Genomic DNA, 25,801 nt, shown 5'->3' on the forward strand with positions numbered 1-25,801 from the left:
AAGTTCCGACACGTGCAGGAGACGGACCCGACCTTCGAAGCGCTGCTGGCGTACCTGAAGGAGACCCGCGGCTTCGACTTCACCGGGTACAAACGCTCGAGCCTGATGCGGCGGGTGCGGCGCCGGATGAGCCAGGTCGACACCCCCGCCTATCCGGAGTACCTGGACCATCTACAGGTCCACCCGGACGAGTTCACCGCGCTCTTCAACACCATCCTGATCAACGTGACCGCGTTCTTCCGGGACGCCGACGCCTGGAAGTACCTCCGGGACGAGGTCCTCGAACCGATGGTGACGGGCAAACCCGGCGACTCGATGATCCGGGTCTGGTCGGCCGGGTGCGCCTCCGGCGAGGAGGCGTACACGCTGGCCATGGCGCTGGCCGAGATCCTCGGCGTGGAGCAGTTCAAGGAACGCGTCAAGATCTACGCCACCGACGTCGACGAGGAGCAGCTCAACGAGGCCCGCCAGGCGGCGTACGGGGAACGCGAGGTGCAGGATCTCGCCCCCGAGCTGGTGGAGCGCTACTTCGAGCAGGTGAACGGCCGGTTCGTCTTCCGCAAGGACCTGCGCCGCTCGGTCATCTTCGGCCGCAACGATCTGGTGCAGGACGCCCCGATCTCCCGGATCGACCTGCTGACCTGCCGCAACACCCTGATGTACTTCAACGCCGGGACACAGGCGAAGATCCTCGGCCGGTTCCACTTCGCCCTGGCCGAGACCGGCGTGCTCTTCCTCGGCAAGGCGGAGATGCTGCTCAGCCACTCCAGCCTGTTCACGCCGATCGACCTGAAACGGCGCGTCTTCCGCCGGGTCCCCCGCCCGTACGCCCCCGGCGTCGTCTTCACCGATCCGCCGCAGGCCGTCCCCGGACGGGTCACCGGGCTGGACGAGCCGCGCACCGAGACCTTCACGGCCAGCCCGCCGGCCCAGCTCGCGCTCACCCCGGACGGCCTGGTCGCGCTCTCCAACCGGCAGCTGGAGAAGCTGTTCGGGGTGTCCTCGCGGGACATCGGCCGGCCCTTCCGGGACCTGCGGGACGAGCTGGAGCACGCCAACCAGCAGCTCGAGGCGGCGTACGAGGAGCTCCAGTCGACCAACGAGGAGCTGGAGACCACGAACGAGGAGCTCCAGTCCACGGTCGAGGAGCTGGAGACCACCAACGAGGAGCTCCAGTCCACGAACGAGGAGCTGGAGACCACCAACGAGGAACTCCAGTCCACCAACGACGAGCTGCAGAGCATCAACGACCGGTTGCGGATCAGCACGGCCCGGCTGGACGAGGCGAACGCGTTCCTGGAGACGGTGCTGACCAGCCTCCAGGCCGGCGTCGCGGTGGTCGACGCCGACCTGCGGATCCGAATGTGGAACCGGCACGCCGAGGACCTGTGGGGCCTGCGCTCCGGCGAGGTGATCGGCCAGCACTTCCTCAACCTCGACATCGGCCTGCCGATCGACCGGGTCCGGCCGCTGCTGCGCGGCTCACTCGGTGCCGGCGGCGCCTCCGCCGAGACCGAACTCGACGCGGTCGACCGGCGCGGGCGCCCGATAACGGTACGGGTCGCGTGCACCCCGCTACGGCGGCGCGACGGGGGTCCCGCCGACGGCGACGGGGCCATCATCGTGATGGAGACGGCCTGACGTTTACCACCCACGCCGCCGGGTAAGCCGCCGCCCTGAGGAAGGCGAAGCCATGACGATCCGGTGCGAGACGCGCGACGACGGCGCGAACCTGGTCATCGCGGTGACCGGCGAACTTCAACTGACCGATGCGGGCGCGCTGCGCGAGCGCCTGCTCAAATGTCTCGCCGAACAGCCCGGCGCCCTGCTCGTGGACCTGGCCGGGCTGCACGTCGTCCAGTCGCTGGCACTGGCCGCCTTCACCGCCGTGCTGCGCCAGGCCGCCCGGTGGCCCGGCACCCCCGTACTCATCTGCGGGCCGTCGGCGCAGACCCGGAGGCTGCTGCTCGCCGGCGCCTTCCGCGGGCTGCCGCTCTACGACGACCTGGCCGGCGCGACCGCCCACCTGCCCGACGAACGGCGGATCCGGCCGTCGCTCAGTGAGCAGCTGCTGCCGGTGTCCGGCTCCACCCGGCACGGCCGGGACGTCGCCACCGAGGCGTGCCTGCGCTGGGACCTGCCCGATCTCGTCGCCCCGGCCAGCCTCATCGCCACCGAGCTGGTGGCCAACGTGGTCGATCACGTCCACACGATGATGACGCTGCACCTGACGCTGCGGCCCCGCTATCTCAACATCGCGGTCCGCGACGGCTCCCCGGTGCTGCCGGAGCCGCCCGGGCAGATCACCCCGGAGGCCGCCGGCGGGCGCGGACTGCTGCTGGTCGGGGAACTGGCGCACACGTGGGGATGGCTGCCGTCGAAAGACGGCAAGGTGGTGTGGGCGTCGCTGCGCCGGTGAACCGTCAGCAGTGCCGCAGCACACCGGCCAGGCCGGACACCGCCAGGATCCGGGCGACATAGGGCTGGGCGCCGGACATGCGGATCTCCCGGCCCGCCCGGTCCGCCACCCGGACCGCGTCGAGCAGCACCGACACACCGGCCGCGTCGAGCAGCGGAACAGCCGTCAGATCCACCACGACCGAGGCGGCCCCGCCCGTCGTGATCGCGTGCCGCAGCCCCGTCCGCAGCCGCTCGGCGGTGTCCCGGTCGACCTCGCCGCACACCCGGACCCGCAGCGCCGTGCCGTCGCGGGTCACCGAGACGTCCATGCCGTGCTGGTGCCCGGCCCGGCATTCGCCCTCCCACGGCGGCGGGGCGTCGCTGAGCATCGCCTCGCGCAGCCAGGAGAGGGCCCGGCTCAGCAGCCGGGACACGTGCATCTGCGAGATGCCCAGCTCGGCGGCGATCTCCGCCTGGGTACGGTTGCCGTAGAAGCGCATCGCCAGCATCCGGCGCTCCCGGGCCGGCAGGCGCAACAGCAGATCGGTGACGGTCAACTTGTCGGTCACCGACTCCAGATCCTCGTCGACCTCGCCGATCAGATCACCGAACTCGGCCGCCCCGTCCCCGGCGACCGGTGCGTTCAGCGACGCCGGCGAATATCCGGCGGCCGATTCGACGGCCTCCAGCACGGCCGGTTCACTCACCCCCAGGTGCTCCGCGAGCTCCGCGACCGTCGGGGTACGGGCGAGCGCGCTCGTCAGAACCATGGAGGCGTGCCCCACCTCGAGACTCAGATCCTGAACCCGCCGGGGCACGTGCACGCCCCAGGTGCGGTCCCGGAAGTGGCGCTTCAGCTCGCCGGAGATGGTGATCACCGCGTACGCCGTGAACGAGCCGCGGCCCGGGTCGTACCGGTCCACCGCCTTGACCAGGCCGAGCCGGGCCACCTGCTCGAGATCCTCCATGTGCTCGCCCCGGCCGCGGTAGCGGCGGGCGAGCCGCCCGGCGAACGGCAGACAGTGCCGGAGCAGGTCCTCGCGCAGCAGCTCGGCCTCGGCCGGGGTGGCGCCCTCCCGGCCCGCCGCGAACTCCAGTGCCGCGGTGTCGAGATCCTCGAGCGTGTTGTCGGCCGCTTCACCGAACTGACCTCGCACGGGCATGTCACCCCTTCCCGGTACGTCCCCGACGGAGACGCCGCCTCACCGGCAGTCCTCCGCCGGGAGTGTCGGAACCAGTCCAAAACCGACTATCCGTCACCTTCCCGGCCATCAGGACGCTACCGCCCGATCCGGTCACCGCCCCAACACCTCCGGTGTACGGGGGTCGCGCCGTCCTTCGCCGGCTCACCGCGTATGCCGCGGCGGCAGACCACTCGGCGCGGCCGACGCGTCGTCGTGCCCCTTCGGCGCGCCGGGCTCACCCGGCCGGACCGGCGCCGCCCCGGCCCGCGACGGCAGACCGGACGGCGTGCCCCCGTCCTCCGCCGGCGCGGCCTCCGCTCCCGGCCGGCCCGCGGCGGGCGGGGCACTCTGACCCATGTCCGGCGCCTGCAACGGGCTGCGGGCCGGGGCACTGTGCTGCCCCAGGTCCGGCGCCTGCAACGGCGGCCGACCCGTCGACTGCCCCATATCCGGCGCCTGCAACGGCGGCCGGCCCGCGCTCTGACCCAGATCCGGCGCCTGCAACGGCGGCCGACCCGCGGACTGCCCCATGTCCGGCGCCTGCAACGGCGGCCGGCCCGTCGACTGCCCCAGATCCGCCGCCCGGCTCGCAGACTGGCCCATGTCCGGCGCCTGCAACGGGCTGCGGGCCGGGGCATTCTGCTGACCGGAATCCGGCGGCTGGAGCGGGCTCCGGGTGGGCTCGTTGTGCCGGCCCACATCGGGAGCCTGCAGCGAAGAACGGGCCGGGCCCTGCTGACCCGCGTCCGCCGAGCGAGCGGTGCCGTCCTGGCCCATGTCCGGCGCCTGCAACGGAGAACGGCCCAGATCCTGCTGACCGGCCGACCGGGCGGTGCCGCCCAGCCCCATGTCCGGCGCCTGCGACGGCGGACGGGCGGAACCCGCCGCCGGATCCCCGGTCGCCGTCCCTTCGCCCGGCGTGGGTGAACTGTGCTGGCCCATGTCGGGCACCTGGAACGGCGGACGGGCGGGAGCGGACGCGCCGGCCGCCGGGAGAGCGGTCGCCGCATCGGGCGCGGGAGAAGTCGTGACCCCACTGCCGGCCGCCTGTGCGGGGCGCGCCGAGCGGGTGAATCGGGGCGCGTCGAGCGGGCGGTTCTGCTGGCTGTGGAGCGGCGGCCGCCTGATCGACTCGTCCAGATCCTCCGGGGCGCGCGGGCTGCCCACGGCGGGGCCGCCCCCGGCGGGTGCCTGCGATCCCGGTACGGATGCCGCCTGACCCGCCGGGTCCGGCCCTCCGGTTCCGAAGCCACCGGCCCCGGCCATGCCATGCCCCTGCGCATCCGGCCCGGCCGGGCTCCGTCCTCGGCCGCCCGCCACCGGTTCGTCCAAGCCTTGACCAGCGCTTCCGTAGAGCCCTTGACCAGTAGCCTCCGGCGCGCCCGCGCCACCCGGCACGAAACCCGAACCACCCGGGCCTGGATCACCGAACCCGGAGTCATCCGCACCGGCCGACCCCGAACCACCGAACCCGGGAACACCCGCGCCAGCCGACCCCGGTTCACCGAACCCAGGAACGCTCACTCCGGCAATCCCCGAACCAGCCAGCCCCGAACCAGCCAGCCCCGAACCAGCCAGGCCCGAACCAGCCAGGCCCGAACCGGCAATCCCCGAACCGGCAATCCCCGGATCACCGATCCCAGGAACGCCCGAACCAGCCATCCCCGGATCCTGGAACCCAGGACCACCGGCCGTCCCCGGAGCGCCGAGCCCGGGAGTCGCCGGGCCGGGTGGCATCGAGCCGCCCAGTACCGGCCCAGCCTGCATCAATCCACCCACCACGATGCCGGATATCCCGGACGGGACGGCTCCTGCCGGACCGCCTCCCGGGATGGCATCGGTCGCTCCTGGGACTGCCCTGCCGCCCGCCGGGAAGGCGCTGGCGGCTCCAGCGTCCGCGTCCGGAATCCCACCGCCACCGGCACCAGCCGATGTACCGCCGGGGAAGCCGCCGCCCATCCCAGCGGAATCGCTGCTCTCCCTGCCCTCCGCTCGGCCCGCACCGAGAACGGGCGAGCCCGGGACCGCCGAACCAGAGCCTGGGAAACCGCGATCCGACGATGCGGGAACCGCCGATCCCGGAACAGGCGAACCCGGAACAGGCGAACCCAGGACCGGCGAACCCAAGACCGGCGAACCCAGGACCGGCGAACCCAGGACCGAGGAACCCGGGGCGGGCGAACCCGGGACGGGCGAACCCGTGAAGCGTGAGCCCGGAACGCCAGGGATCGATATCCCGGAATCGCCCGGCTCGCCGGGCAGCCAGGGCGGCCGGCTTCCTTCCGGCCGGCCCGAAGCCGCCCACTCCCCGGTCTCCTCCGTGGCCCACGACGGCACGGACGGTTCGGTCGGCGGCCAGGGCCGCGGCTCCCTCTCCGCCGTGGTGGCCGGCGGTGGTGGCCAACTTCCGGGGCCGGAAGCCGGCCATCCCCCGGCGGGCCCGGTGCTCTCCGCGGCCGGACCCGGGGCGAGCGGGTCGTACGCCGGCGGCGGAGGCATCGGTACCGCACCCCGCGAGGGCACCCCGCCGACAGCCGGAGCGGATCCGGCTATCGGACCGGCAGGACCGGCCGCACCAGCGGCCTCTGTTCCCGGCCCACCACCCAGCGGCCCGAAACCGGCGGCATCGCTCCCCGGCCCACCACCCAGCGGCCCGAAACCGGCGGCATCGCTCCCCGGCCCACCAGCCAACGGCCCGAAACCGGCGGCGGCCGCGCCGGCCGCGCCGACCCCCGGCAGGCCGGAGAGGTCAGGCCGGTCGTACCCCAGGGAGGGGTCCGCGGGCGCGCCGGAAAAGTCCGGAGAAGGAGCCGCGGAACCATACGGAGAAGAAGCGTCAGGGGAGAGGGGCTCCTCAACGGCCCACGGCGGCGGCCCGGGAACCGCCGACGGCATCAACCCGGACGAGCCCGGCTCCCACGCCGGACGGCTCGCGGCGACCAGCCCGGACTCTTCGGCGAGCCCGGCCGCGACGAGGACCTCGGCCGCGGACTGCGCGGCACGGCAGGGCAGCGGTTCACCGCAGGCGGGACAGTGGGTCATGCCGTCGCGGGCGCCGGACCCGCCGCCGTGTGCTTCGACCACCTCACGCGCGACGGTCGCCAGCACGCTCTCCGGTTTGACGTATGCCTTCACCGGTCTCCGCCCCCCATCCCCGGCTGTCCACGTGCCGGGACGGCACGGCGGTCTTGCCGGGTTCACACGGCCCGGGTCCAGTTCACCCCTTCGAGTGCTCCGGGAGGGTGATTTTCCGAAGATCTGCGCAGATCAGCGGGGCTGGGCGAGCGAATCGGGGTGATCCGGCGGCGGCCGGGCGGAGCAGGCGGTATGCAGAGACTGCATATTCACTCACGGTGGTGAAGCGGATTCCCTCCGTAGCATTTGACGTATATCCAGGAGGTGACCCCCCATGGACGACACCGAACTGCACCGCGAGCGGATCCTCCGGCACGTCAGTCCCATCATCACCGGCCGGTTCCTCGGCTTCCAGGCCTCCTACACCCGTGAGGTACGGGTGGGACGCCCAGTCGCACTGGCCGTCTTCGTGGCCGCCGGCATCGCCCAGATGATCGGCGCCCTGCTGCGGATGAAGCCGTCCCGGCGCACTCTCAAGGAGCTCCGGAAGGGCCCGGAGTTCCTGGTGACGCCGGTGCGGCTGCGCGACGACCTTGGCCAGACGTACGAGATCGAGATGCACGGCCAGCTCCCCCAGTCGGCCCTGCACCGTGGCGATCTGGTCCAGGTCCGCACCCAGCCGCAGACCGACCCGACCCTCCCGGTCCGCCTCGTGCAGGTGGTGAACCTGACCACCATGCAGCCGCTGACCCCGCGTATCCCGACCCAGTGGTCGCACATGGGCCCGGCGCTGCTGCTCCAGGCGGCGGTGGGGGTGGCGATCGCCGGAGGGCTGCTGGCCGCCCTGCTGGGATGATTTCCGGCCGGTCCGGGTAGAGACAGCGCCCATGGAAGATCGTTTGCCAGTCTGCCGAGAATGGACGGTCGGCACCGGGCGCCACACCATCGACAGCGGTCATCATGGGCGCAGGGGATGGCGGCTACGGCGCCGCGCGATCTCCTGGCGTCTCTGACGGCTCGAAAGGTGGTGCGCGGTGGGCGAGAAAGTCGACCAGACCGATTTCACCCGTGAGGACCGGACCCGCTACCGGCAGAAGATCCGCCGCAGTCTCGACGTGTTCGCGACGATGTTGCGCGAGGCACGCTTCGAGTTCGAACGGCCACTGACCGGCATGGAGATCGAGCTCAACCTGATCGACGGCAACGCCGATCCGGCGATGCGCAACGCCGAGGTGCTGGGCGCGATCGCCGACCCCGACTTCCAGACGGAGCTGGGGCAGTTCAACATCGAGATCAATCTGCCGCCGCGGCGGCTGGCCGGCGACGACTTCGCGGAGCTGGAGCGTGGCCTTCGGGCCAGTCTCAATCAGGCGGAGCGGCGGGCCCGGGCGGCCGGCGCGCACATGGTGACGATCGGCATCCTGCCGACGCTGCGGCGCGAGCACCTCACCGGCGAGGCGCTCACCGTCAATCCCCGGTACCAGCTGCTGAACGAACAGATCTTCGCGGCCCGCGGCGAGGATCTGGACATCCGCATCGACGGGGTGGACCGGCTGGCCGTCACCACCGACACGATCGCGCCCGAGGCGGCGTGCACCAGCACCCAGTTCCATCTCCAGGTGAGCCCGGCGCAGTTCGCGGCGTACTGGAACGCCTCGCAGATCACCTCCGGGGTGCAGCTGGCCCTCGGCGCGAACTCGCCGCTGCTGTTCGGCCGGGAGTTGTGGCGGGAGACCCGCATCCCGCTCTTCGAGCAGGCCACCGACACCCGGTCGGAGGAGATAAGAGCACAGGGGGTACGCCCACGCGTCTGGTTCGGGGAACGCTGGATCACCAGTGTCTTCGACCTGTTCGAGGAGAACGTCCGCTACTTCCCGGCGCTCCTGCCGATCTGCGACGTGCACGATCCGGCCGAGATCCTGGAGCGGGGCGAGATCCCGGAGCTGAGCGAGTTGCGCCTGCACAACGGAACGGTCTACCGGTGGAACCGGCCGATCTACGCGGTGGTCAACGGCCGCCCGCACCTGCGGGTGGAGAACCGGGTGCTGCCGGCCGGGCCGACCGTCGCCGACACCATCGCCAACGCCGCGTTCTACTACGGCCTGGTCCGCAGCATCGCCGAGGCGGAGCGCCCACTCTGGACGCAGATGAGCTTCCGCGCCGCCGAGGAGAACTTCCACAACTGCGCCCGGCACGGCATCGACGCCAGCGTGTTCTGGCCCGGCCACGGCACGGTCCCGGTCACCGAGCTGGTGTTGCGCCGGCTTCTGCCGCAGGCCGCCGAGGGCCTGGACCTGTGGGGTGTCTCGCCGGCCCAGCGGGACCGGTTGCTCGGCATCATCGAGCAGCGCTGCCTGCGGCACCGCAACGGCGCGTCCTGGCAGGTGGAGACGTTGCACGAGATCGAGGCGCAGGGCGCGGACCGGCAGAAGGCGCTGCACGAGATGCTGCGCCGCTACCTACCGCTGATGCACGACAACATCCCCGTCCACGAGTGGCCCCCGGGCAAGTGAGCGGGCCACCGCGACGGTGATGCCGTCGCGCACCCGCTTGCCGACGACGAGGCGGGCGCCGGGGCCGGCCGCCAGCAGGGCGGCGGCCTCGGCGACGCTCGGCGTGCCGACCGCCGCCCCGACCACGGCGCTGGGCGTGGGCACCCGCTGGGCGGCCAGTTCGGCGGCCGGGAAGCCGAGCAGCCGCCACCCGGCAGAGGCGGCGAATTCGCGCGGACCGTCCTCGGCGGCCCGCCGGTCCAGCGTGGCCAGGGCCACGACCTGCGGCAACGCCAAACCCTCGCCCAGCAGAACACCGCGAACCACATCGGAGAGGACTCCGGCGGTCACCCCGGCGCGTGCGCCGAACCCGACGACCAGCCTCACGCGGCCGCCGCGCGGACCAGCCGCTCCGCGATCCCGCGCCGCCCCGCCCAGTGCAGGTGCAGGTAGGAGGCGTGCACCGACGGCGTCGCGAACCCCTCCGGATCGGCGCCCCGCCACGCCCACGCCGCCTGCCCGGCCGGGGACAGCAGCAGCCCCGACCGCGGATGCGCCACGGTCCGGTGGAACTCGTGCCCGGTCACCCGGGTCCCGGCCACCGCGAGCGGGCTGTCGCCGAGCGCGACCGCGTCCCGGTAGCCGAGGGTCAGCGTCGGCGTCATCACCGCCTCGGCGTCGAGGACCCCGCACATCGGCTCGCCGTCCAGGGTGCGGCACAGCCACAGCAGCCCGGCGCACTCGGCGGCGATCGTCCCGCCCGCCGACGCGAACGACCGCACCGACTCCCGGAGCGGCTCGTTGGCGGACAGCGACGACGCGTACACCTCGGGGAACCCGCCGCCCACCACCAGCGCCCGCGTCCCCTCGGGCAGGGCCTTGTCGTGCAGCGGGTCCACGGTCACCACGTCGGCTCCGGCGCCGGCCAGTAATTCGCGCGTCTCGGCGTACGAGAAGGAGAAAGCCGGACCACCGGCGAGGGCGACCAGGGGACGGCCCGGAACCGGCGTCTCGCTGACCGGTGTCCATGCCCGGAAGGGCAGGGGTGGCGCCGAGCGGGCCACCGCCGCGACCGCCTCGAGATCGACGGACGTGGCGATCAGCGCGGCCAGCGCGTCGACCGAGGCCAGCGCTTCGGCACGCCGTTCCGCCGCCGGGACCAACCCGAGATGCCGGGAGGGCGCGGCCACCGCGTCGGCGCGCCGCAGCGCCCCCAGCACCGGTGTGCCCACCTCCTCGCAGGCGTCCCGCAGGATCCGCTCGTGCCGGTCCGAACCGACCCGGTTGAGGATCACGCCGGCCAGCCGCACCGTCCCGAAGCTGCGGAAACCGTGCACCACGGCGGCGATCGACCGCCCCTGGGCGGCGGCGTCCACGACCAGGATCACCGGCGCGTCGAGGAGCGCGGCCACCTGCGCGGTCGAGCCGGTGTCCCCCGCCCCGGTACGCCCGTCGTAGAGCCCCATCACCCCTTCGACGATCGCCAGTTCGGCGCCCTGCGCCCCGTGTGCGAACAGCGGCCCGACCAGGTCCTCCCCGACCAGCACCGGATCGAGGTTGCGGCCGGGCCGCCCGGCGGCGAGCGCGTGATAGCCCGGGTCGATGTAGTCCGGCCCCACCTTGAACGGCGCCACCGGCACCCCGCGCCGCGCGAACGCCGCCAGCAGCCCGGTGGCCACGGTCGTCTTCCCGTGTCCCGACGCCGGCGCCGCGATGACCAGCCGGTCTACCATTCGATGCCCTGCTGCCCCTTGCGCCCGGCGTCCATCGGGTGCTTCACCTTCGTCATCTCGGTGACCAGGTCGGCGGCCGCCACCAGGTCCGGGTGCGCGTCCCGCCCGGTGATCACCACATGCTGGGTGCCCGGCCGCTCCCGCAGCGTCGTGACCACGTCCTCGACGTCCACCCAGCCCCATTTCATCGGATAGGTGAACTCGTCCAGCACGTAGAACCGGAACGTCTCCGCGGCCAGGTCCCGCTTGATCTGCGCCCACCCTTCGGCGGCCTCGGCGGCATGGTCCCGCTCGCTGCCCGCACGCTGGATCCAGGACCAGCCCTCACCCATCTTGTGCCAGGTCACCGGCGTCGGCCCGGCCGCGCCGAGCGCTTTGAGCGCGGCCTCCTCGCCGACCTTCCACTTCTCCGACTTGACGAACTGGAACACCCCGATCGGCCAGCCCGCGCTCCAGGCCCGCAGCGCCATCCCGAACGCGGCCGTCGACTTCCCCTTGCCCGCCCCGGTATGCACCGCGAACACCGCCTGCCGCCGCCGCTGCCGCGTCGTCAGCCCGTCGTCGGGCACGCTCGTCACTTTCCCTTGCGGCACGCGCTCCTCCTCCTTCTCAAGATCAACCCCATTCCCGGTACGCGGTGAGCCGTCCAGCCCATCCCACACCGTCCCGCCGGCCGCGGCGAAGGTGGCCCGCCCGGCGCGCGCCCCTCACGCCCCTGCGAAACTCCCCCTCACCCCACCGTCACCTCACCCCCGGCGAAACCCGCCCTCACCCCGCCGTTACCTCGGTACCGTCCCGGCCCGGCGGGGACCGCGCCGACGGGCGGATGAGGGCAGCACACGGACGCCGGCCTGACCCGCACCGAACCGCCTACGCGGCGGTGCGGTAGGAACGGTCGGCCGGAGCTGAGGCGGTGCGGTAGGAGCGGTCGGCCGGAGCCGAGGCGGTAGCGGCGGTGCGGGCCGCCGGCTGGAGAACGGTAGTGGCTTGAAGGTGTTCCAGCGGCATGAGATCGGCTCGAAGAACCGCCGCCAGCTTTCCGGCCAGGCCCAGCCGGACCGGGCCGGACTCGCAGTCGACGACCACGGTCGCCACACCGGCCAGCGCGGGCGCGAGCAGGGCCGGATCGGGTCCGCTCGTGGCCCGGCCGTCGGTGACCACCACCAGCAGCGGCCGCCGTCGCGGGTCGCGGCGGCGCTCGGTGGCGATGGTCGCGGCCGCGGCACGGAGCCCCGCCGCGAGCGGGGTACGGCCACCGGTCCGCAGCGCGGCCAGCCGCATCACGCCGACCTCATGGCTGGACGTCGGCGGCAGCACCACCTCGGCGTCCCGTCCCCGGAAAGTGATCATCCCGATCCGGTCCCGCCGCTGGTAGGCGTCCCGCAACAGCGACAGCACCGCCGTCTTGACCAGCGTCATCCGCTTCCGCGCGGCCATCGACCCGGACGCGTCCACCACGAAGAGCACCAGGTTCGCCTCGCGCCCCACATGCACCGACTCCCGCAGATCCCGCGGCGACACCCGGATCCCACCCCGCCGCTCCCAGGCCGCCCGCCCCTGAGCCACCTGACCCTGAGCCACCTGACCCTGAGCCACCTGACCCTGAGGCACCCGATCCTGGGACGCCACAAACCGATCCGGGGATAGGGCGGTTCGGTCGAGGGCGGCTCGGTCGAGGGCTGCCCGGAGAGTGGCGAAGAGGTGAGGGGCGCCGGAGAGCTTGCCCTGCGGGACGCGGCTGCCGACTACGCGGCCCCGGCGGGCGAAGGCCGGGGAGCGGCGGCCGGCGTGACCGCCCTCGCCACGGGCGGTGATCCGGAGTGTGCGGGTGCGGAACGCCTGGCCGGCGGCGGCTGTCGCGCCCGCCTTCTCCGGTTGCGGCGCCTCGTCGTTGCTGGACGGGGGCGTGCTCTCCTCCGTACCCCCGTGGGGTGATCCTGCTCCGGACGGCCCGCCGCCGTCTCGCGGGGTGTCGTTTCGCGGGCCTCCGCCGCCGGGGCCGCCGCCGTCCGGGTCCGGGTCGATGTCGGGGTCCGGCTCGTCGTCGGGGCCGCCGCCGTTCTGACCGTCCTGGCCGGCTCGTTCCCGGTCGGCTGCTTCGCGCTCGGCCCGTTCGCGGTCGGCCTGATCGCGCTCGGCACGTTCCTGTTCGGCGCGTTCCTGTTCGGCGCGTTCCTGTTCGGCTCGGTCCTGTTCGGCCTGGCGTTCGGCTTCGGCCAGGGCGTCGTCGAGCTTCTGTTCGTCGGTGCCGGGCGGGTCCAGCGGGTCGGTACGGCGGCGGTGCGGGAGAGCGAGGCGGGCCGCGTCCCGGACGTCGTCGGCGGTGACCCGGTCGCGGCCGTGCCAGGCGGCCAGGGCTACGGCGCAGCGGGCGACCACGATGTCGGCGCGCATGCCGTCCACGCCGTAGGCGAGGCAGACCCGGGCGATCCGGTCGAGTTCGGCGTCGGGCAGCGTCACCGCCGGAAGAGCGGCGCGGGCGGTGGCGATGCGCGCCGCGTAGTCGCGTTCGGCGTCGGCCCAGCGCGCCGCGAAACCGTCCGGGTCGGCCTCGTAGGCGAGGCGGCGGCGCACCACCTCGGCGCGCTGACGGGCGTCGCGGGGTGCGGCGACGTTGACGACCAGGCCGAACCGGTCGACCAGCTGGGGCCGGGGCTCGCCCTCCTCCGGGTTCATCGTGCCGACCAGCAGGAATCTCGCCGCGTGCTTGACCGACACCCCGTCCCGCTCGACGTGTGCCCGGCCCATCGCCGCCGCGTCCAGCAGAAGGTCCACCAGGTGGTCCGGCAGGAGGTTCACCTCGTCGACGTAGAGGACACCCCGGTGGGCGGCGGCGAGCAGGCCCGGGTCGTAGGCCTTCACCCCGTCGGTGAGCGCGCGCTGCAGGTCGAGCGTGCCGACCACCCGGTCCTCGGTGGCGCCGACCGGCAACTCGACGAGCGACGCGGGCCGGACCGTGGCCGCGGTCGTGGCGTCCGCCGGGGCGTCCGGACGTGCCGGGCCGGGGAGGGTGGGGTGCGGGCCGTCCGGGCAAGCCGGGTCCGGGGCGGCGGGATCGCAGGCGAAACGGCAGCCGGGCACCACGGTGACCGGTGGCAGCAGGCCGGCCACGGCGCGGACGACGGTGCTCTTGGCCGTGCCCTTCTCGCCGCGGACGAGGACCCCGCCGACGGCCGGTGACACCGAGGTGAGCAGCAGGGCCAGGCGCAGGTCGTCGAGACCCACCACGGCCGAGAACGGGTACGGAGTAGTCACCAGGATCCCTTCCGGCGGGTGTCCACGCCCGCTCGTCGGTCGACGCGAGCGGCCGGAGTCTCCTGACTCCCGGATCGACGTTTCCCGCTCGCCTTCCGGCGCAGGTGCCGTGGCGTGTGTGGTCAGCGGGTCGCTCCCCGGTCACAGTGGCGGGACCGTCCCGGAATCGCACCGGGTTCCTCCGCAACCGCTCGCCGGTCACTCTTCCCGACCGGCCGGGCACCCGTCAACGCGGGATCCGTCACCCGCCGAGCGCACCTTCTCCGAAGGCGGTCCGCACGGCCGGCGCCGCGTGTGCGCCAATCCGTCCGGCATCGACGGCCCGACCCCACGCCGCGTCCACCGTGCGCCCACGATCAGGCGGTCTCGAAGCGGCACCGCGACGGTGCCGTGACGGGGCGGGCCGCGGTCGAATCAGCCGCGGGCGGGGTCGGTCAGCGGCTCACCGCCTTCTCGGTGGCGGGGAGAGGCTCGGGGGCCAGGCGGTCGAGTTCGGCGACCACGTCGAGGACGGCCAGGGCGGAGCGTTCCACCAGGGGGCGCAGGCGGCGGTAGAGGGCGGCGTCCTCCGGGTCGGGGTGGGTGGCGTTCGCGGTGGGGACCAGGTCGGCGGCGCGGTCCAGGTCGGGGAGTTCGCCGAGGGCGTGCCGGGCCAGGAGGCAGGCGCCCAGGGCGGTGCCCTCGGGGACGTCGGCGACCGTCACCGGGAGGTCGAGGGCGGAGGCCAGGACGGACACCCACAGGCGGGAGGCCGCGGCGCCGCCGGTGGCGCGGATCTCGGTGACCGGGCAGCCCTCGGCGTCGAACGAGTCGCGGACCAGGGCGAGTTGCTGGCAGACGCCCTCCACGGCGGCGCGGACCAGGTGCGGGCGGGCGTGTTCGCGGCGCAGGCCCAGGTAGGCGCCGCGCATGCCGGGGCGCCACCAGGGGGCACGTTCGCCCAGGAGGTAGGGCAGGCAGAGCAGGCCCTCGCTGCCGGCCCGGATCTCGGCGGCCTCGGCCAGCAGGGCGGCGTCCAGGTCGTCGGCGCCCTCGCCCGCGACGCCGGGCGCACGGCCGGGACCGCCGGAGGTGCCGGGAACGCGGTCGTCATACGCGCCGGCGCCGCGGTCACCAGGGGCTCCGGGGGCGGGGGCCGCGAGGCTCTGGGCGGCCCAGCGTACGACCGAGCCGGCGTTGTTGACCGCTCCGCCGATCACCCAGCGGTCCTCGGTGAGGGCGTAGCAGAACAGGCGGCCGGCGGCGTCGGCGGTGGGGCGGTCCACGACGGTACGGAGGGCGCCGCTCGTGCCGAGGGAGACCGCTGCGACACCGGGCGGGGTGGCGCCGACGCCCAGGTTGGCGAGCGGGCCGTCGGCGGCGCCGATGATCAGGGGTACGTCCGGCGGCAGGCCGGCGGCGGACGCCACCTCGGGACGCAGCCGGAGGGCGTACGTGGTGGGGACGACCTCGGCGAGCTGCCCGGGGCGCACGCCGGCGATGGACAGGGCCTCGTCGTCCCACCGGCGGGCGTGGATGTCGTAGAGGCCGGTGCCGGAGGCGATCGACAGGTCCACCAGGAACGGGGCGTCGGCCAGCGCCGCGACGATCAGCTCCTTGACGCCGCCCCAGCGTGGGGTGCCGCGCAGCGTGTCCGGGTCCTCCTCGGCCCACCAGGCCAGCTTCGTGAGCGGCGACATCGGGTGGACCGGGGTGCCGGTGCGGGCCTGGAGCCGCTTCGCCGGACCGGCCGCGACGATCTTCTCGCACTGCCGGGCGGAGCGGCCGTCCGCCCACGTCACCACGGGGCCGAGGGGGCGGCCCGCGGCGTCCATCGGCAGCAGCGCGTGCAGGAAGGAGCTGAGGCTGATCGCGATCACCCGGTCGCCGCGGTCGCGGCACTCGGCGGCCACGTCGGTGAGCGCCTTCACGGCGGCGCCGGTGAGCTGCCGGGGGTCGAGTTCGGCCCGGCCCGGCCCGGGGACCGACAGCGGGTAGTGGACGCTGGTCAGCGCCCGCAGCTCACCGGCCGGGCCGGCGGCGACCCCCTTGGTCGCGGTGGTCCCGGTGTCGATCCCGATCACGACGTCCATGCTTCCCCTCCCGAACGTGCCGTCCCGACCCTCTCATGCCCACCCTCCCCACCCCTCATACCGCTGACACGTTCAACCACGAAACGGTCACGCTGAGCTAAACGGCCGTGCACTCAGCGTCCCCCGCAAAACACCGCCGGTGTCGGGGCAAGGCGTTTTGCCGCGGAGCGAAGCGGAGCAATCAGGCACAGCAGCTACGCCCGGCGCGGGCGGCAATGGCTCACGTTGCAGAAGATCGCCGGAAATTTCGGGACGGGGAATTAATCGATAACGATCCACCCCGTACCGGAAATGGGTCTTGAAAAGCGAAACGCCCCGCCGGGAAGGGCGGGGCGTCGCGGGGTGGAGAAAAGGTCAGCGCTGGTCCATCGGCGTGAAGTCGCGGACCGGCGAGCCGGTGTAGATCTGCCGCGGGCGACCGATCTTGTTGGCCGGGTCGGTCATCATCTCGCGCCACTGGGCGATCCAGCCGGGGAGGCGCCCGATCGCGAACAGCACCGTGAACATGTCGGTGGGGAAGCCCATGGCCTTGTAGATGAGGCCGGTGTAGAAGTCGACGTTCGGGTACAGCTTGCGGGAGATGAAGTACTCGTCGGAGAGGGCGATCTCCTCGAGCTTGAAGGCGATCTCCAGCAGCGGGTCCGGCTTGTCCAGGGTGTTGAGCATCTCCTGGGCGGCCTTCTTGACGATGGCTGCGCGCGGGTCGTAGTTCTTGTAGACCCGGTGGCCGAAGCCCATGAGCTTGACGCCCTTTTCCTTGTTCTTCACCCGGGTGACGAACGAGGTGACGTCTCCGCCCTCCTTGCGGATCTGCTCGAGCATCTCGAGGACGGCCGCGTTGGCGCCGCCGTGCAGCGGGCCGGAGAGGGCGTTGATGCCGGCGGAGACGCTGGCGAACAGGTTGGCCTGCGCCGAGCCGACCAGGCGCACCGACGAGGTCGAACAGTTCTGCTCGTGGTCGGCGTGCAGGATGAACAGCATGTCCAGGATCTTGGCGACCTTGGGGTCGACGTTGTACTGGACGGTCGGCAGGCCGAAGGTCAGGCGCAGGAAGTTCTCGACGTAGTCGAGCGAGTTGTCCGGGTACGGCAGCGGGTGCCCGATGGACTTCTTGTAGATGTACGCCGCGATGGTCGGAAGTTTCGCCATCAGCCGGATCGTGGAGATTTCGACCTGCTCCTCGTCGAGCGGGTCGAGCGCGTCCTGGTAGAAGGTCGACAGCGCCGTGACCGCGGACGACAGCACCGACATCGGGTGCGCGTTACGCGGGAAGCTCGAGAAGAATGTCCGCATCTCCTCCTGGAGGAGGGTGTGGACGCGGATCTTGTCCGCGAAGTCCCGGAGCTGGGCCGCGGTCGGCAGCTCGCCGTTCATCAGCAGGTAGGAGACCTCAAGGAAGGTGCTCTTCTCCGCGAGCTGCTCGATCGGGTAACCCCGGTAACGCAGAATGCCCTGGTCACCGTCGATGTAAGTGATCGCCGACTTGGTCGACGCGGTGTTCACGAAACCCTGATCGAGGGTTACGTAACCGGTCTCCTTCAGCAGAGCACTGACGTCGATGCCGCCCGGACCGTCGACGGCCTTCGTGACCGCCATCGACAACTGACCACCAGGGTGGTCGAGCTTGACATCCGTCATGTATTTCCCTCACTTCACCGGCAGATGTCCCAAAGATTTTGCCGTTCACCGTAAACCCTCAACCTGAATGGGTCATCAGGTGGCCGCCTGTTGAGGCATTGGTCACCAGTGCGTATGGGTCGTTGCGCCATAGACAATGGTCGGTATATTGCGACGCTGTTACGGGAGGGACCATGCAGATCCCGGCCGAGGGACCCGTCGTCGTGGGGATCGGCGGCACGGCGACCGACCCGGCCGCAGTGCGGTTCGCCGCGCGGGAGGCGGTCTCCCGTGGACGGGCGCTCACCGTCGTCCACGCCTTCACGTGGCCGGGCCCCGGCGAGTACGCCCTGGCGCGCCGGGCCGCCTCACGCATCGTCGAGGAGGCGGTCTCCATCGCCCAGCGTTCCACACCCGGGGTCGACGCGCGGGGCCATCTCGTGGATGGGCCGCCCGAGCGTGTCCTGCTGCGCCTGACCAGGGCTTCCGCACTGCTGGTCCTCGGTGGCGGCCTGGTCGAGGTGGTGCTGCGGGCGTGGTGCCCGGTGGCCGTGGCCCGCCGGCACCGTACGCCGTCCGGCCCGGTCCTGGCCGCCGTCGACGGGTCGCCGGTCTCCGCCGCGGTGCTGCGGTTCGCCGTCGAGCAGGCCCGGCGCCGGGGTGGCCGGGTGGACGTGGTGTACGCCGGCGAGCCCGCCGGCCGCCCGGTCCTCGACGGCGTCCGCCCCCGCCTGCTCTCCGGCGACCCGGCCGGCGCCCTGGTGCACGCCTCCCGCGGCGCCGGCCTGATCGTGCTGGGGCCGCGCGGTCCGGGCACCCGCGGCCGGCTGGGCACGGTCGCGGCCGCGGTGCTGCGGCACGGCGGATGCCCGGCGGTCTTCGTGCACGGACCGGCAGGTTTCCGGAACCCCGGTAACCCGGTGCCCGAATTGCTACCGTTGGCCCACACATAGGTCTTCGGCCTGTACGGGAGGAATGCCCGGTGCAATCGGTGCTCCCGCCCGGAATCGCCCGACGGTTGTGGCAGGTCATCGCCGTGGGCGGCGTCATCGCCACCGTGCTCTACGGCTTGTTCCCGTCATCGGCTGTCGGCACGATCGCGTTCACGCTGCTCGCGGTCGTCGTCGTGATCGCCTGCTTCGCCGGGCCGCGGCGATGGGGCGCCGAGCCCCCGGGCGCCTGGCTGCTGATGGGCGCGGCCGCGCTGCTGTTCATGATCGGCGTGATGATCCGCCCGACGGTCACCGAGATGCCGATGCCGTGGCCGCTGCTCGCCGACGTCGCCTCCTTCAGCGGGTATCTGCTGCTCGGCGCGTTCGTCATGGTCCTGTTGAAGAAGCGGGGCAGCCTCGACCGGCACGCGGTACTGGACGGGCTGATCGTCTGCCTGGCCGCCGGGGTGGCCACCACGCTGCTGCTGGCCCTGCCGGCGGCCCAGATCCCCGGCCGGGACCCGGTGCTGTCGGGCATCCAGGGCATGTACCCGATGTTCGACGTGCTGCTCCTGCTGCTGCTGGTGAACCTCACCTTCACGGCGAAGACCTGGCCGGTCAGCCTGATCGGGCTGATCGTCATGATGTCGATGATCTTCGCGGGCGACCTGGCCTACGCGATCGTCGGGGTACAGGGCCACATCTACGCGTCGCCGCTGCTCAACGTGCCGTACATGATCGCGTACACCGGGCTCGGGGTGGCCGCGACGCACCCGTCCGTGGTGGAGATGAGCCGGGCCGCCAAGCTGCCCGCCCAGGCCTGGTCCTGGCCGCGGCTGTCGCTGCTGCTGCCCGCCCTGGCCGTCCCGTTCGCGCTGCTGCTGACCACCGGCACCCGGTCGGCCGCCAGCCGGGTGCTGATCGCGGTGACCGGCGCGATGATCGTCGCGCTGCTGCTGGTCCGGGCGATCGGCGCGGTCCGCGCCCAGGTGGCCGCTCAGCTGCGCTCGGAGCATCAGGCCATCCACGACCCGCTGACCGGGCTGCCCAACCGGCAGTCCATGTCGGCCGAGATCGAGCGCCTGCTCACCGTGGTGGATCCGGAGGGGCACGACCGGGTGTGGGTCTACATGCTCGACCTGGACGGGTTCAAGTGGGTCAACGACTCGTGGGGCCACGACACCGGCGACCAACTGGTGATCGACGTGGGCCGGCGGCTGCGGACCGGGGTCCCGCACGGGATCCCGGTGGCCCGGGTCGGCGGCGACGAGTTCCTGCTCCTGTTCATCGGCGAGAAGGGCGGGGCGCTGCGCCTGGTCGACGACATCCGCGGCTGCTTCGCCAAGCCGTTCCCGGTCCGTGACCACGACGTGGTGATCAGCGCGTCGATCGGCATCTCGCACGCCGCGGCCGACCCGGTCAACGCCACGGTCACCGCCGAGGCCCTGATGCGCGACGCCGACACCGCCATGTACCGGGCCAAGGACGAGGGCCCGGGCCGGTCCATCATCTTCGACACCAGCATGCACACCCAGGTCCGGGAGCGCATCGAGCTGGAGGTGGCGCTGCGCCAGGCGCTCGCCAAGGAGCAGCTGCACGTGGCCTACCAGCCGCTGGTCCGGCTGGAGACCGGGATCCCGGTGGGCGCCGAGGCGCTGGTCCGCTGGATGCATCCGGAACGCGGCCCGATCCCGCCGATGACCTTCATCTCGATCGCCGAGGACGCCGGCCTGATCAACGCGATCGGCACCTGGGTACGCAAGGAGGCCCTGCGCCAACTCGGCGTGTGGCGCTCGGAGGGCACCGTCCACGACGACTTCTACCTGTCGATCAACGTCTCGCCGCGCCAGCTCAGCGACCCGGAGCTGCCGTTGATCGTGTCCGGCGAGATGGTCCGGTACGGCGTCCCGCCGCACTGCGTGGCCCTGGAGATGACCGAGTCGGTGATGGTGGACGGCTCCAGCGTCACCTCGCGGGTCCTCTTCGAACTGCGCGAACTCGGCGTACGGCTGCTGGTGGACGACTTCGGCACCGGTTTCTCGGCGCTCGGTTACCTGCGCAAGTTCCCGGTCACCGGTGTCAAGATCGACCGCTCGTTCGTGACCGGGCTCGGGGTCAACCACGAGGACGACGAGATCGTCCGTGCCGTGGTGGCGATGAGTCACGCGCTCGGCCTCAGCGTGATCGCCGAGGGGGTGGAGACGCCGTTGCAGCGGGAGGCCCTGTACGCGGTCGGCGTCGTCAACGGCCAGGGCTGGCTGTGGGGCGCCGCCGTGCCGGCCGACGAGTTCGCCCAGCGCTGGCGGGACGTGGTGATGGGCGGCCCGGCCGTACCGGAGATCCTGGAGAACCAGTCGGGCCGGCACCGCCGGCCCGACTGAGTTCGTCAGATCCGGGCGGCCCGCCGCTCCTGCTGGCCGTCGAGCCGGGCCGGCACACCGCGCCGTTCCTCACGCCGGAACGGCATGTCGTCCTTCGGGAACTCGAACAGCCAGAACGACTGCGCGTCCAGCCGGGTCGGCTGGGCCCGGCCGCAGGAGGCCGCCCGGCTCAGCACCAGGGCGATCATCCGGGGCAGCTGGTTGCGTTCCTCGTTCCACGAGCAGATGTCGAAGAAGACCTTGCCGTCCACCTCCTCGATCGGCGCGTACATCTGCCGTTGCAGGGAGACGAACACACCCCGGCCCCGCTGGCCCAGCGCGGACCCGGCGAAGATGCAGTAGAAGAGCCGGCGCTGCTCGTACAGCTCGGGCCAGTGGTACTTGAAGTAGTCCGCCGAGATCAGCGGGACCGACTCCAGGTCGTTCGTGATCGTGCCCATCCCGGCGATGCCGTCGTCGTCCAGCGCGACGTGCTTGGCGATCCGTTTGTCGCTCATCATCTCGTCGAACTCGTGGCGGTACATGAGGTGCCGGTTGACCGCGAGGATCCGCAGGTCGCTGAAACAGTTCGAATAGAAGTCCCAAGCCTCGTCCCGCATGTCGGCCGGTAGCTCGGGCATCACTTCCACGCGCATTGTCGCCCCCTCTCGGTGTCAAACCTTCCAGGGACCCTGGTGCCGTGCGGCCAACTCGGGCATTATTCGCTGGCGGAATCCTGGTGTAAGCCACGTCACTGCCGATCGGAGGTCCGATGATCTGGCTGACCGTCCTGCTGGTCTCCCTCAGCGTCGGCCTGGCGGCCGCGCTGATGGCCGCGACCAGGTAGAAAGCGGGTATGCGCTTCGCCACCTGGAACGTCAACTCGGTCAAGGCCCGGCTGCCCCGCCTGATCGACTGGCTGGAGAACACCGCCCCGGACGTCGTCTGCCTTCAGGAGACCAAGGTCGCCGACGACGGCTTCCCCTCCGAAGTCGAGAAACTCGGGTACGAGGTGGCCGCCTACGGCCAGGGCCGCTGGAACGGTGTCGCCCTGCTCTCCCGAGTCGGCCTCGACGACGTACGCCGCGGCTTCGACGGCGAACCCGGCTATCCCGGCCCGGAGGCGCGGGCGATCAGCGCCCGCTGCGGCGGCATCCGGTTCATGTCGGTGTACGTGCCGAACGGGCGCACACCGGAGGATCCGCACTACGACTACAAGCTGCGGTGGCTCGCCGCGCTGCGCGACGCCCTCGTGCCCGACCTGGCCGGCGGCCCGGTGGTGGTGGCCGGCGACTACAACGTGGCGCCCACCGACACCGACGTCTGGGACATCGCCGTCTTCGCCGCGTCCACCCACGTCACGCCGCCCGAGCGGGCCGCCCTGGCCGCGCTGCGCGACCTCGGCCTCACCGACGTGCCGGCCCGGCCGCTCAAGGGCGACCACCCGTTCACGTACTGGGACTACCGCGCCGGCATGTTCCACCAGAACAAGGGAATGCGCATCGACCTGGTCTACGCCACCGCGGACGTGACGGCCCGGGTCGCCGACGCGTACGTGGACCGGGAGGCCCGCAAGGGCAAAGGACCGTCCGACCACGCCCCGATCGTGGTCGACCTGAACGATGCTCCATCCAGACCCTAGGCTGGGGACATGACCGTGGTCGCACCGGCATCGGCCCTGCTCCAGGCCGCCTTCGAGGCCGCCGGCGAGGGCATGCTGCTGTGTGACACCGCCGGGCACACGGTGCTCCTGGCGAACGCGGCGGCCCGGCGCCTGCTGCCCGGCGCCCTCCCCGGCGAGCCGGTCACCGGCCCGTTCCCGGAGCCCGGCGCCGACTCGTTCCGGTGCGAGTTCGAGGGGCGCTCGCTCTCCGGGACACGGCGTGACCTCGACGGCGCGCACTACGCCTGGTTCATCCGGGACGAGACGGAGCAGGCGCGGCACATCGCCCACCACGAGTTCCTCGCCGAGGTGGGGTGGCGGCTGTCCACGTCGCTGCATGTGGGGCGCGTCATGCGTACCGTCGTGGAGCTGGCCGTCCAGCACCTCGCCGACACCGCGACGGTGGTCCTGCCGCCGCACCGGCACCGCAGCTCCTGGACCAGGCTGCTGCCCGGGCGCGCCGTCGAGGAGGGCACACTCCCCGAGCGGCTGCTCGACGGCGTACCCGGCCTGACCGAGTCGCTCGCCGGCCTCCCGCCGACCCCCAGCCGCTGGCTGGACCCGGCGCAGGCGCCCGGCTGGCTGCTCCCGGCCGAGCTGGGCCCGGTCGGCGCGATGCTGGTCACTCCACTGCCCGGCAACGCCGAGCCGGCCGGGGCGCTGATCCTGGCCCGGCACGGTGCGACCGCCGTGTTCGGCGAGGAGGACGAGGCGCTCGCCCGGGTCTTCGCGGCCCGCGCCGGCATGGCGATCGCGGGCGCCACGCTCTACCACGAGCAGTCCGAGACGGCCGACATCCTCAAGGCCGACCTGCTCCCACCGGACCTTCCGGTGATCGACGGCTTCGAGCTGGCCGGATCGCACCACCTGCACATCGGCGGCGACTTCTACGACGTCTTCGGGCCCGCCGGGGACAGCACCGACACCGTGATCGCCCTCGGCGACGTCTGCGGCACCGGCCCGGAGGCGGCGGTCCTCACCGGCAAGGTGCGCCAGACCCTGGGCGCGCTGCGGCTGGTGCGGGCCGAGCCGGAGGCGATGCTGCGGGTGCTCAACGACGTGCTGCTGCAATCCGGGCCGCGGAGCCGGTTCGTGACCATGGTGATCGGCTCGGTCCGACGGGTGGAACACGGCCGGGTCCGGCTCGAGCTGGCCACCGGCGGCCACCCCGGCCCACTGGTCCTGCGTGCCGACGGCGCGGTCGAGGAGGTCCCGGCCAAGGGGGCCCTGATCGGGGTGATGCCGCTGGCCGACATCCGGCCGGCCACCGTCGAGCTGGGCCCCGGCGAGCTGTGCCTGCTCTACAGCGACGGCCTCACCGAGGCCCGCGGCGGTCCGGCCGGGCGCGGGCACTTCGGCGAGGACCGGCTGCACCGGGCGCTCGCCGGCTGCGCCGGCATGCCCGCCACCGCCGTCGTCGAACGGCTCAGCCAGGTCGTCTCCGACTGGCTGCACGGCGGCCGGTCCGACGACATCGCCATGCTGGCCGTCCGCGCCCCGGCGCGCACCCCGCTCAGCCTGCGCGGCGGCGGCGTCCCCGAGCGGTCGCCCTTCCTGATCGCCGCCCGGCGCGGCGACCGCCGGCACCGGGCCCGGTCGTGACCGTCGATTTCCTGGTGACGGACCGCTATCTGGGACTGGTGGCAGACAGTGACGAGGCCGGCGCCATCGAGCTGGTCGGCGAGCTGCACGACAGGGGTGTGCCGGCCGAGCGGATCATCGTCGACCTGATCGGCGGCACCCAGCTCCGGGTCGGCGAGCTGTGGGCCGCCAACGAGTGGTCGGTGGCCCGCGAGCACGCCGCCACCGCGGTCAGCGAGCGCGCCCTCGCCACGGTCGCCGCCCACACCACCACGCGGGAGCCACGAGGCCGGATCACCCTGGCGTGCGTCGACGGCGAATGGCACGGGATGCCCGCCCGGATGCTCGCCGAGCTGCTACGACTCGACGGCTGGCGGGTCGACTTCCTGGGCGCGAGCGTCCCCGGCCGGCACCTGATCACCCACCTGCACCAGACCGGGCCGGACGCGGTCGCGCTCAGCTGCACGATCCCCACCCGGCTGCCGCGCGCCCACGCCGAGATCACCGCCTGCCGCGCCGCCGGTGTCCCGGTGATCGCCGGCGGCCGCGGCTGCGGCCCCGGCGGCCGCTACGCCGCCCGCCTGGGCGCGCACGCCTGGGCCGGTTCCGGCGAGGAGGCCGTCGCCCGCCTGACCACCGACTGGCCGCCACGCACCGTGACCGGCTTCCCCGCGGTGGGAACCGACGGTCACCTCGGCGGCGACGAGGAGTACACCCACCTCGTCCGCGGCCGCCCCGAGCTGATCGCCACCGCGATGGAGCGCCTGACCACCGCCTACCCGGCCGCCCACGAATACGACGCCGCCCAGACCGAGTCGACCGTCGAGGACATCGGCCACATCGTCGACTTCCTGGCGGCCGCCCTCTACGTCGGCGAACAGGAGATCTTCACCGACTTCATCGTCTGGACCAGCGGCGTGCTGGCCTCCCGCGGCGTGCCGCCCGCCGCGCTGCGCACCGGCCTCCGGCTGATCCACGACCAGCTGACCGACTTCCCGGCCGCCGTCGCGATGCTCGACGCCGCGATGGTCCGGCTTCCCTGACGGTACGTCAGACCTGGAACGTCGCGACGAGGCGCCGCATCGTCGTGGACATCTGCTCGAGTTCGCCGACCGCACGCCGGGTTCCGGCGATCCCGGAAGCCCTTGCTCGTTGCCGTTGGGGGGCGGCGGCGTCCGTACAGAGTGAATTCGGTGGCGAAGGTGACCGGGACGGATTAGCGTGAGCGACATGCTGTGATGCCTTCCCGACCTGCCGCCTGGCGCCCGCCGCTCCGAGCCGGTGACGCGTGCGGGCCGCGTTCGTCGCCGTGCGCCGGAAACGGCCGGGGTGGGAGCGTCGCGCATTCCTCGCGGCATCATCACCGGGTTTCCGGCATGTCCGGTCGAGGGCCCCGTGCCCGCCGGGCTCTTCGCCGCTGATCGGGCCGCCGCGCTC

At 72.6% G+C, this 25,801-nt stretch carries 18 protein-coding genes and 1 riboswitch; of the genes, 9 read left to right on the plus strand and 9 right to left on the minus strand.

Going from position 1 to position 25,801, the window contains the following annotated elements; all coding sequences use genetic code 11:
* The first annotated feature begins 12 nt into the window (after positions 1-12).
* The gene (locus BJ964_RS44040) at positions 13-1,641 is read left to right on the plus strand and encodes a CheR family methyltransferase (RefSeq protein WP_188126200.1); all 1,629 of its coding nucleotides are present in this window, start codon (positions 13-15) and stop codon (positions 1,639-1,641) included.
* Between the two features lie 52 nt (positions 1,642-1,693).
* Positions 1,694-2,419: an STAS domain-containing protein gene (locus tag BJ964_RS44045; protein ID WP_188126201.1), complete on the plus strand. Its 726-nt coding sequence runs from the start codon at positions 1,694-1,696 to the stop codon at positions 2,417-2,419.
* 4 nt (positions 2,420-2,423) lie between these two features.
* Here BJ964_RS44045 and BJ964_RS44050 read toward each other — a convergent pair whose 3' ends face one another.
* Both BJ964_RS44050 and BJ964_RS44055 read right to left on the minus strand, forming a co-directional pair.
* Complete coding sequence (locus BJ964_RS44050; RefSeq protein WP_188126202.1) at positions 2,424-3,563, minus strand: SigB/SigF/SigG family RNA polymerase sigma factor; 1,140 nt, start codon at positions 3,561-3,563, stop codon at positions 2,424-2,426.
* A 183-nt stretch (positions 3,564-3,746) separates the two neighbouring features.
* On the minus strand, positions 3,747-4,751 hold the full coding sequence (locus tag BJ964_RS44055; RefSeq protein ID WP_188126203.1) for a hypothetical protein: 1,005 nt from the start codon (positions 4,749-4,751) through the stop codon (positions 3,747-3,749).
* Positions 4,752-6,993: 2,242 nt separating this feature from the next.
* Here BJ964_RS44055 and BJ964_RS44060 point away from each other — a divergent pair.
* Positions 6,994-7,515 carry a hypothetical protein gene (locus tag BJ964_RS44060; RefSeq protein ID WP_188126204.1) on the plus strand — a complete coding sequence of 174 codons (522 nt, stop codon included), beginning with the start codon at positions 6,994-6,996 and terminating at the stop codon, positions 7,513-7,515.
* A gap of 178 nt (positions 7,516-7,693) precedes the next feature.
* Positions 7,694-9,172, plus strand: a complete 1,479-nt coding sequence (locus BJ964_RS44065; RefSeq protein WP_188126205.1) for a glutamate--cysteine ligase family protein — start codon at positions 7,694-7,696, stop codon at positions 9,170-9,172.
* Here BJ964_RS44065 and BJ964_RS44070 read toward each other — a convergent pair.
* The 6 genes from BJ964_RS44070 to BJ964_RS44095 form a co-directional block, all read right to left on the minus strand.
* Positions 9,119-9,538: a cobalamin biosynthesis protein gene (locus BJ964_RS44070; protein ID WP_188127592.1), complete on the minus strand. Its 420-nt coding sequence runs from the start codon at positions 9,536-9,538 to the stop codon at positions 9,119-9,121. The two genes, BJ964_RS44065 and BJ964_RS44070, sit on opposite strands and share 54 nt — an antisense overlap.
* Positions 9,535-10,884, minus strand: a complete 1,350-nt coding sequence (locus BJ964_RS44075; RefSeq protein WP_188126206.1) for a cobyrinate a,c-diamide synthase — start codon at positions 10,882-10,884, stop codon at positions 9,535-9,537. The genes BJ964_RS44070 and BJ964_RS44075 overlap by 4 nt, the downstream gene beginning before the upstream one ends.
* Positions 10,878-11,477: a cob(I)yrinic acid a,c-diamide adenosyltransferase gene (gene cobO / locus BJ964_RS44080; RefSeq protein WP_188126207.1), complete on the minus strand. Its 600-nt coding sequence runs from the start codon at positions 11,475-11,477 to the stop codon at positions 10,878-10,880. The genes BJ964_RS44075 and cobO overlap by 7 nt, the downstream gene beginning before the upstream one ends.
* Before the next feature lie 277 nt (positions 11,478-11,754).
* Entirely contained in the window at positions 11,755-14,139 is a 2,385-nt protein-coding gene (locus tag BJ964_RS44085; protein WP_188126208.1) for a VWA domain-containing protein, read from the minus strand.
* A 55-nt stretch (positions 14,140-14,194) separates the two neighbouring features.
* Positions 14,195-14,321: riboswitch (cobalamin riboswitch) on the minus strand.
* A gap of 252 nt (positions 14,322-14,573) precedes the next feature.
* Entirely contained in the window at positions 14,574-16,211 is a 1,638-nt protein-coding gene (locus tag BJ964_RS44090) for a gluconokinase (RefSeq protein ID WP_188126209.1), read from the minus strand.
* Between the two features lie 354 nt (positions 16,212-16,565).
* Positions 16,566-17,849, minus strand: a complete 1,284-nt coding sequence (locus BJ964_RS44095; RefSeq protein WP_188126210.1) for a citrate synthase — start codon at positions 17,847-17,849, stop codon at positions 16,566-16,568.
* Between the two features lie 173 nt (positions 17,850-18,022).
* Between BJ964_RS44095 and BJ964_RS44100 the strand changes: the two genes are divergently transcribed.
* Positions 18,023-18,781: a universal stress protein gene (locus tag BJ964_RS44100; RefSeq protein ID WP_188126211.1), complete on the plus strand. Its 759-nt coding sequence runs from the start codon at positions 18,023-18,025 to the stop codon at positions 18,779-18,781.
* A 29-nt stretch (positions 18,782-18,810) separates the two neighbouring features.
* Positions 18,811-21,141 (plus strand): putative bifunctional diguanylate cyclase/phosphodiesterase, encoded by a 2,331-nt coding sequence (locus BJ964_RS44105; RefSeq protein WP_188126212.1) that lies wholly within the window; start codon positions 18,811-18,813, stop codon positions 21,139-21,141.
* Positions 21,142-21,146: 5 nt separating this feature from the next.
* Here the strand turns inward: BJ964_RS44105 and BJ964_RS44110 are convergent, their stop codons facing one another.
* Positions 21,147-21,776, minus strand: coding sequence for a hypothetical protein (locus BJ964_RS44110; RefSeq protein ID WP_188126213.1), 630 nt, complete (start codon positions 21,774-21,776; stop codon positions 21,147-21,149).
* Between the two features lie 200 nt (positions 21,777-21,976).
* Between BJ964_RS44110 and BJ964_RS44115 the strand changes: the two genes are divergently transcribed.
* From BJ964_RS44115 to BJ964_RS44125, 3 genes are read left to right on the plus strand one after another with little or no spacing between them, the layout of a single operon-like run.
* Positions 21,977-22,762, plus strand: a complete 786-nt coding sequence (locus tag BJ964_RS44115) for an exodeoxyribonuclease III (RefSeq protein ID WP_188126214.1) — start codon at positions 21,977-21,979, stop codon at positions 22,760-22,762.
* A 9-nt stretch (positions 22,763-22,771) separates the two neighbouring features.
* Complete coding sequence (locus BJ964_RS44120) at positions 22,772-24,385, plus strand: SpoIIE family protein phosphatase (protein ID WP_188126215.1); 1,614 nt, start codon at positions 22,772-22,774, stop codon at positions 24,383-24,385.
* Positions 24,382-25,407, plus strand: coding sequence for a cobalamin B12-binding domain-containing protein (locus BJ964_RS44125; protein ID WP_188126216.1), 1,026 nt, complete (start codon positions 24,382-24,384; stop codon positions 25,405-25,407). The genes BJ964_RS44120 and BJ964_RS44125 overlap by 4 nt, the downstream gene beginning before the upstream one ends.
* Positions 25,408-25,801 lie beyond the last annotated feature (394 nt).

The sequence above is a fragment of the Actinoplanes lobatus genome (genome assembly GCF_014205215.1).
GTDB lineage: Bacteria > Actinomycetota > Actinomycetes > Mycobacteriales > Micromonosporaceae > Actinoplanes > Actinoplanes lobatus.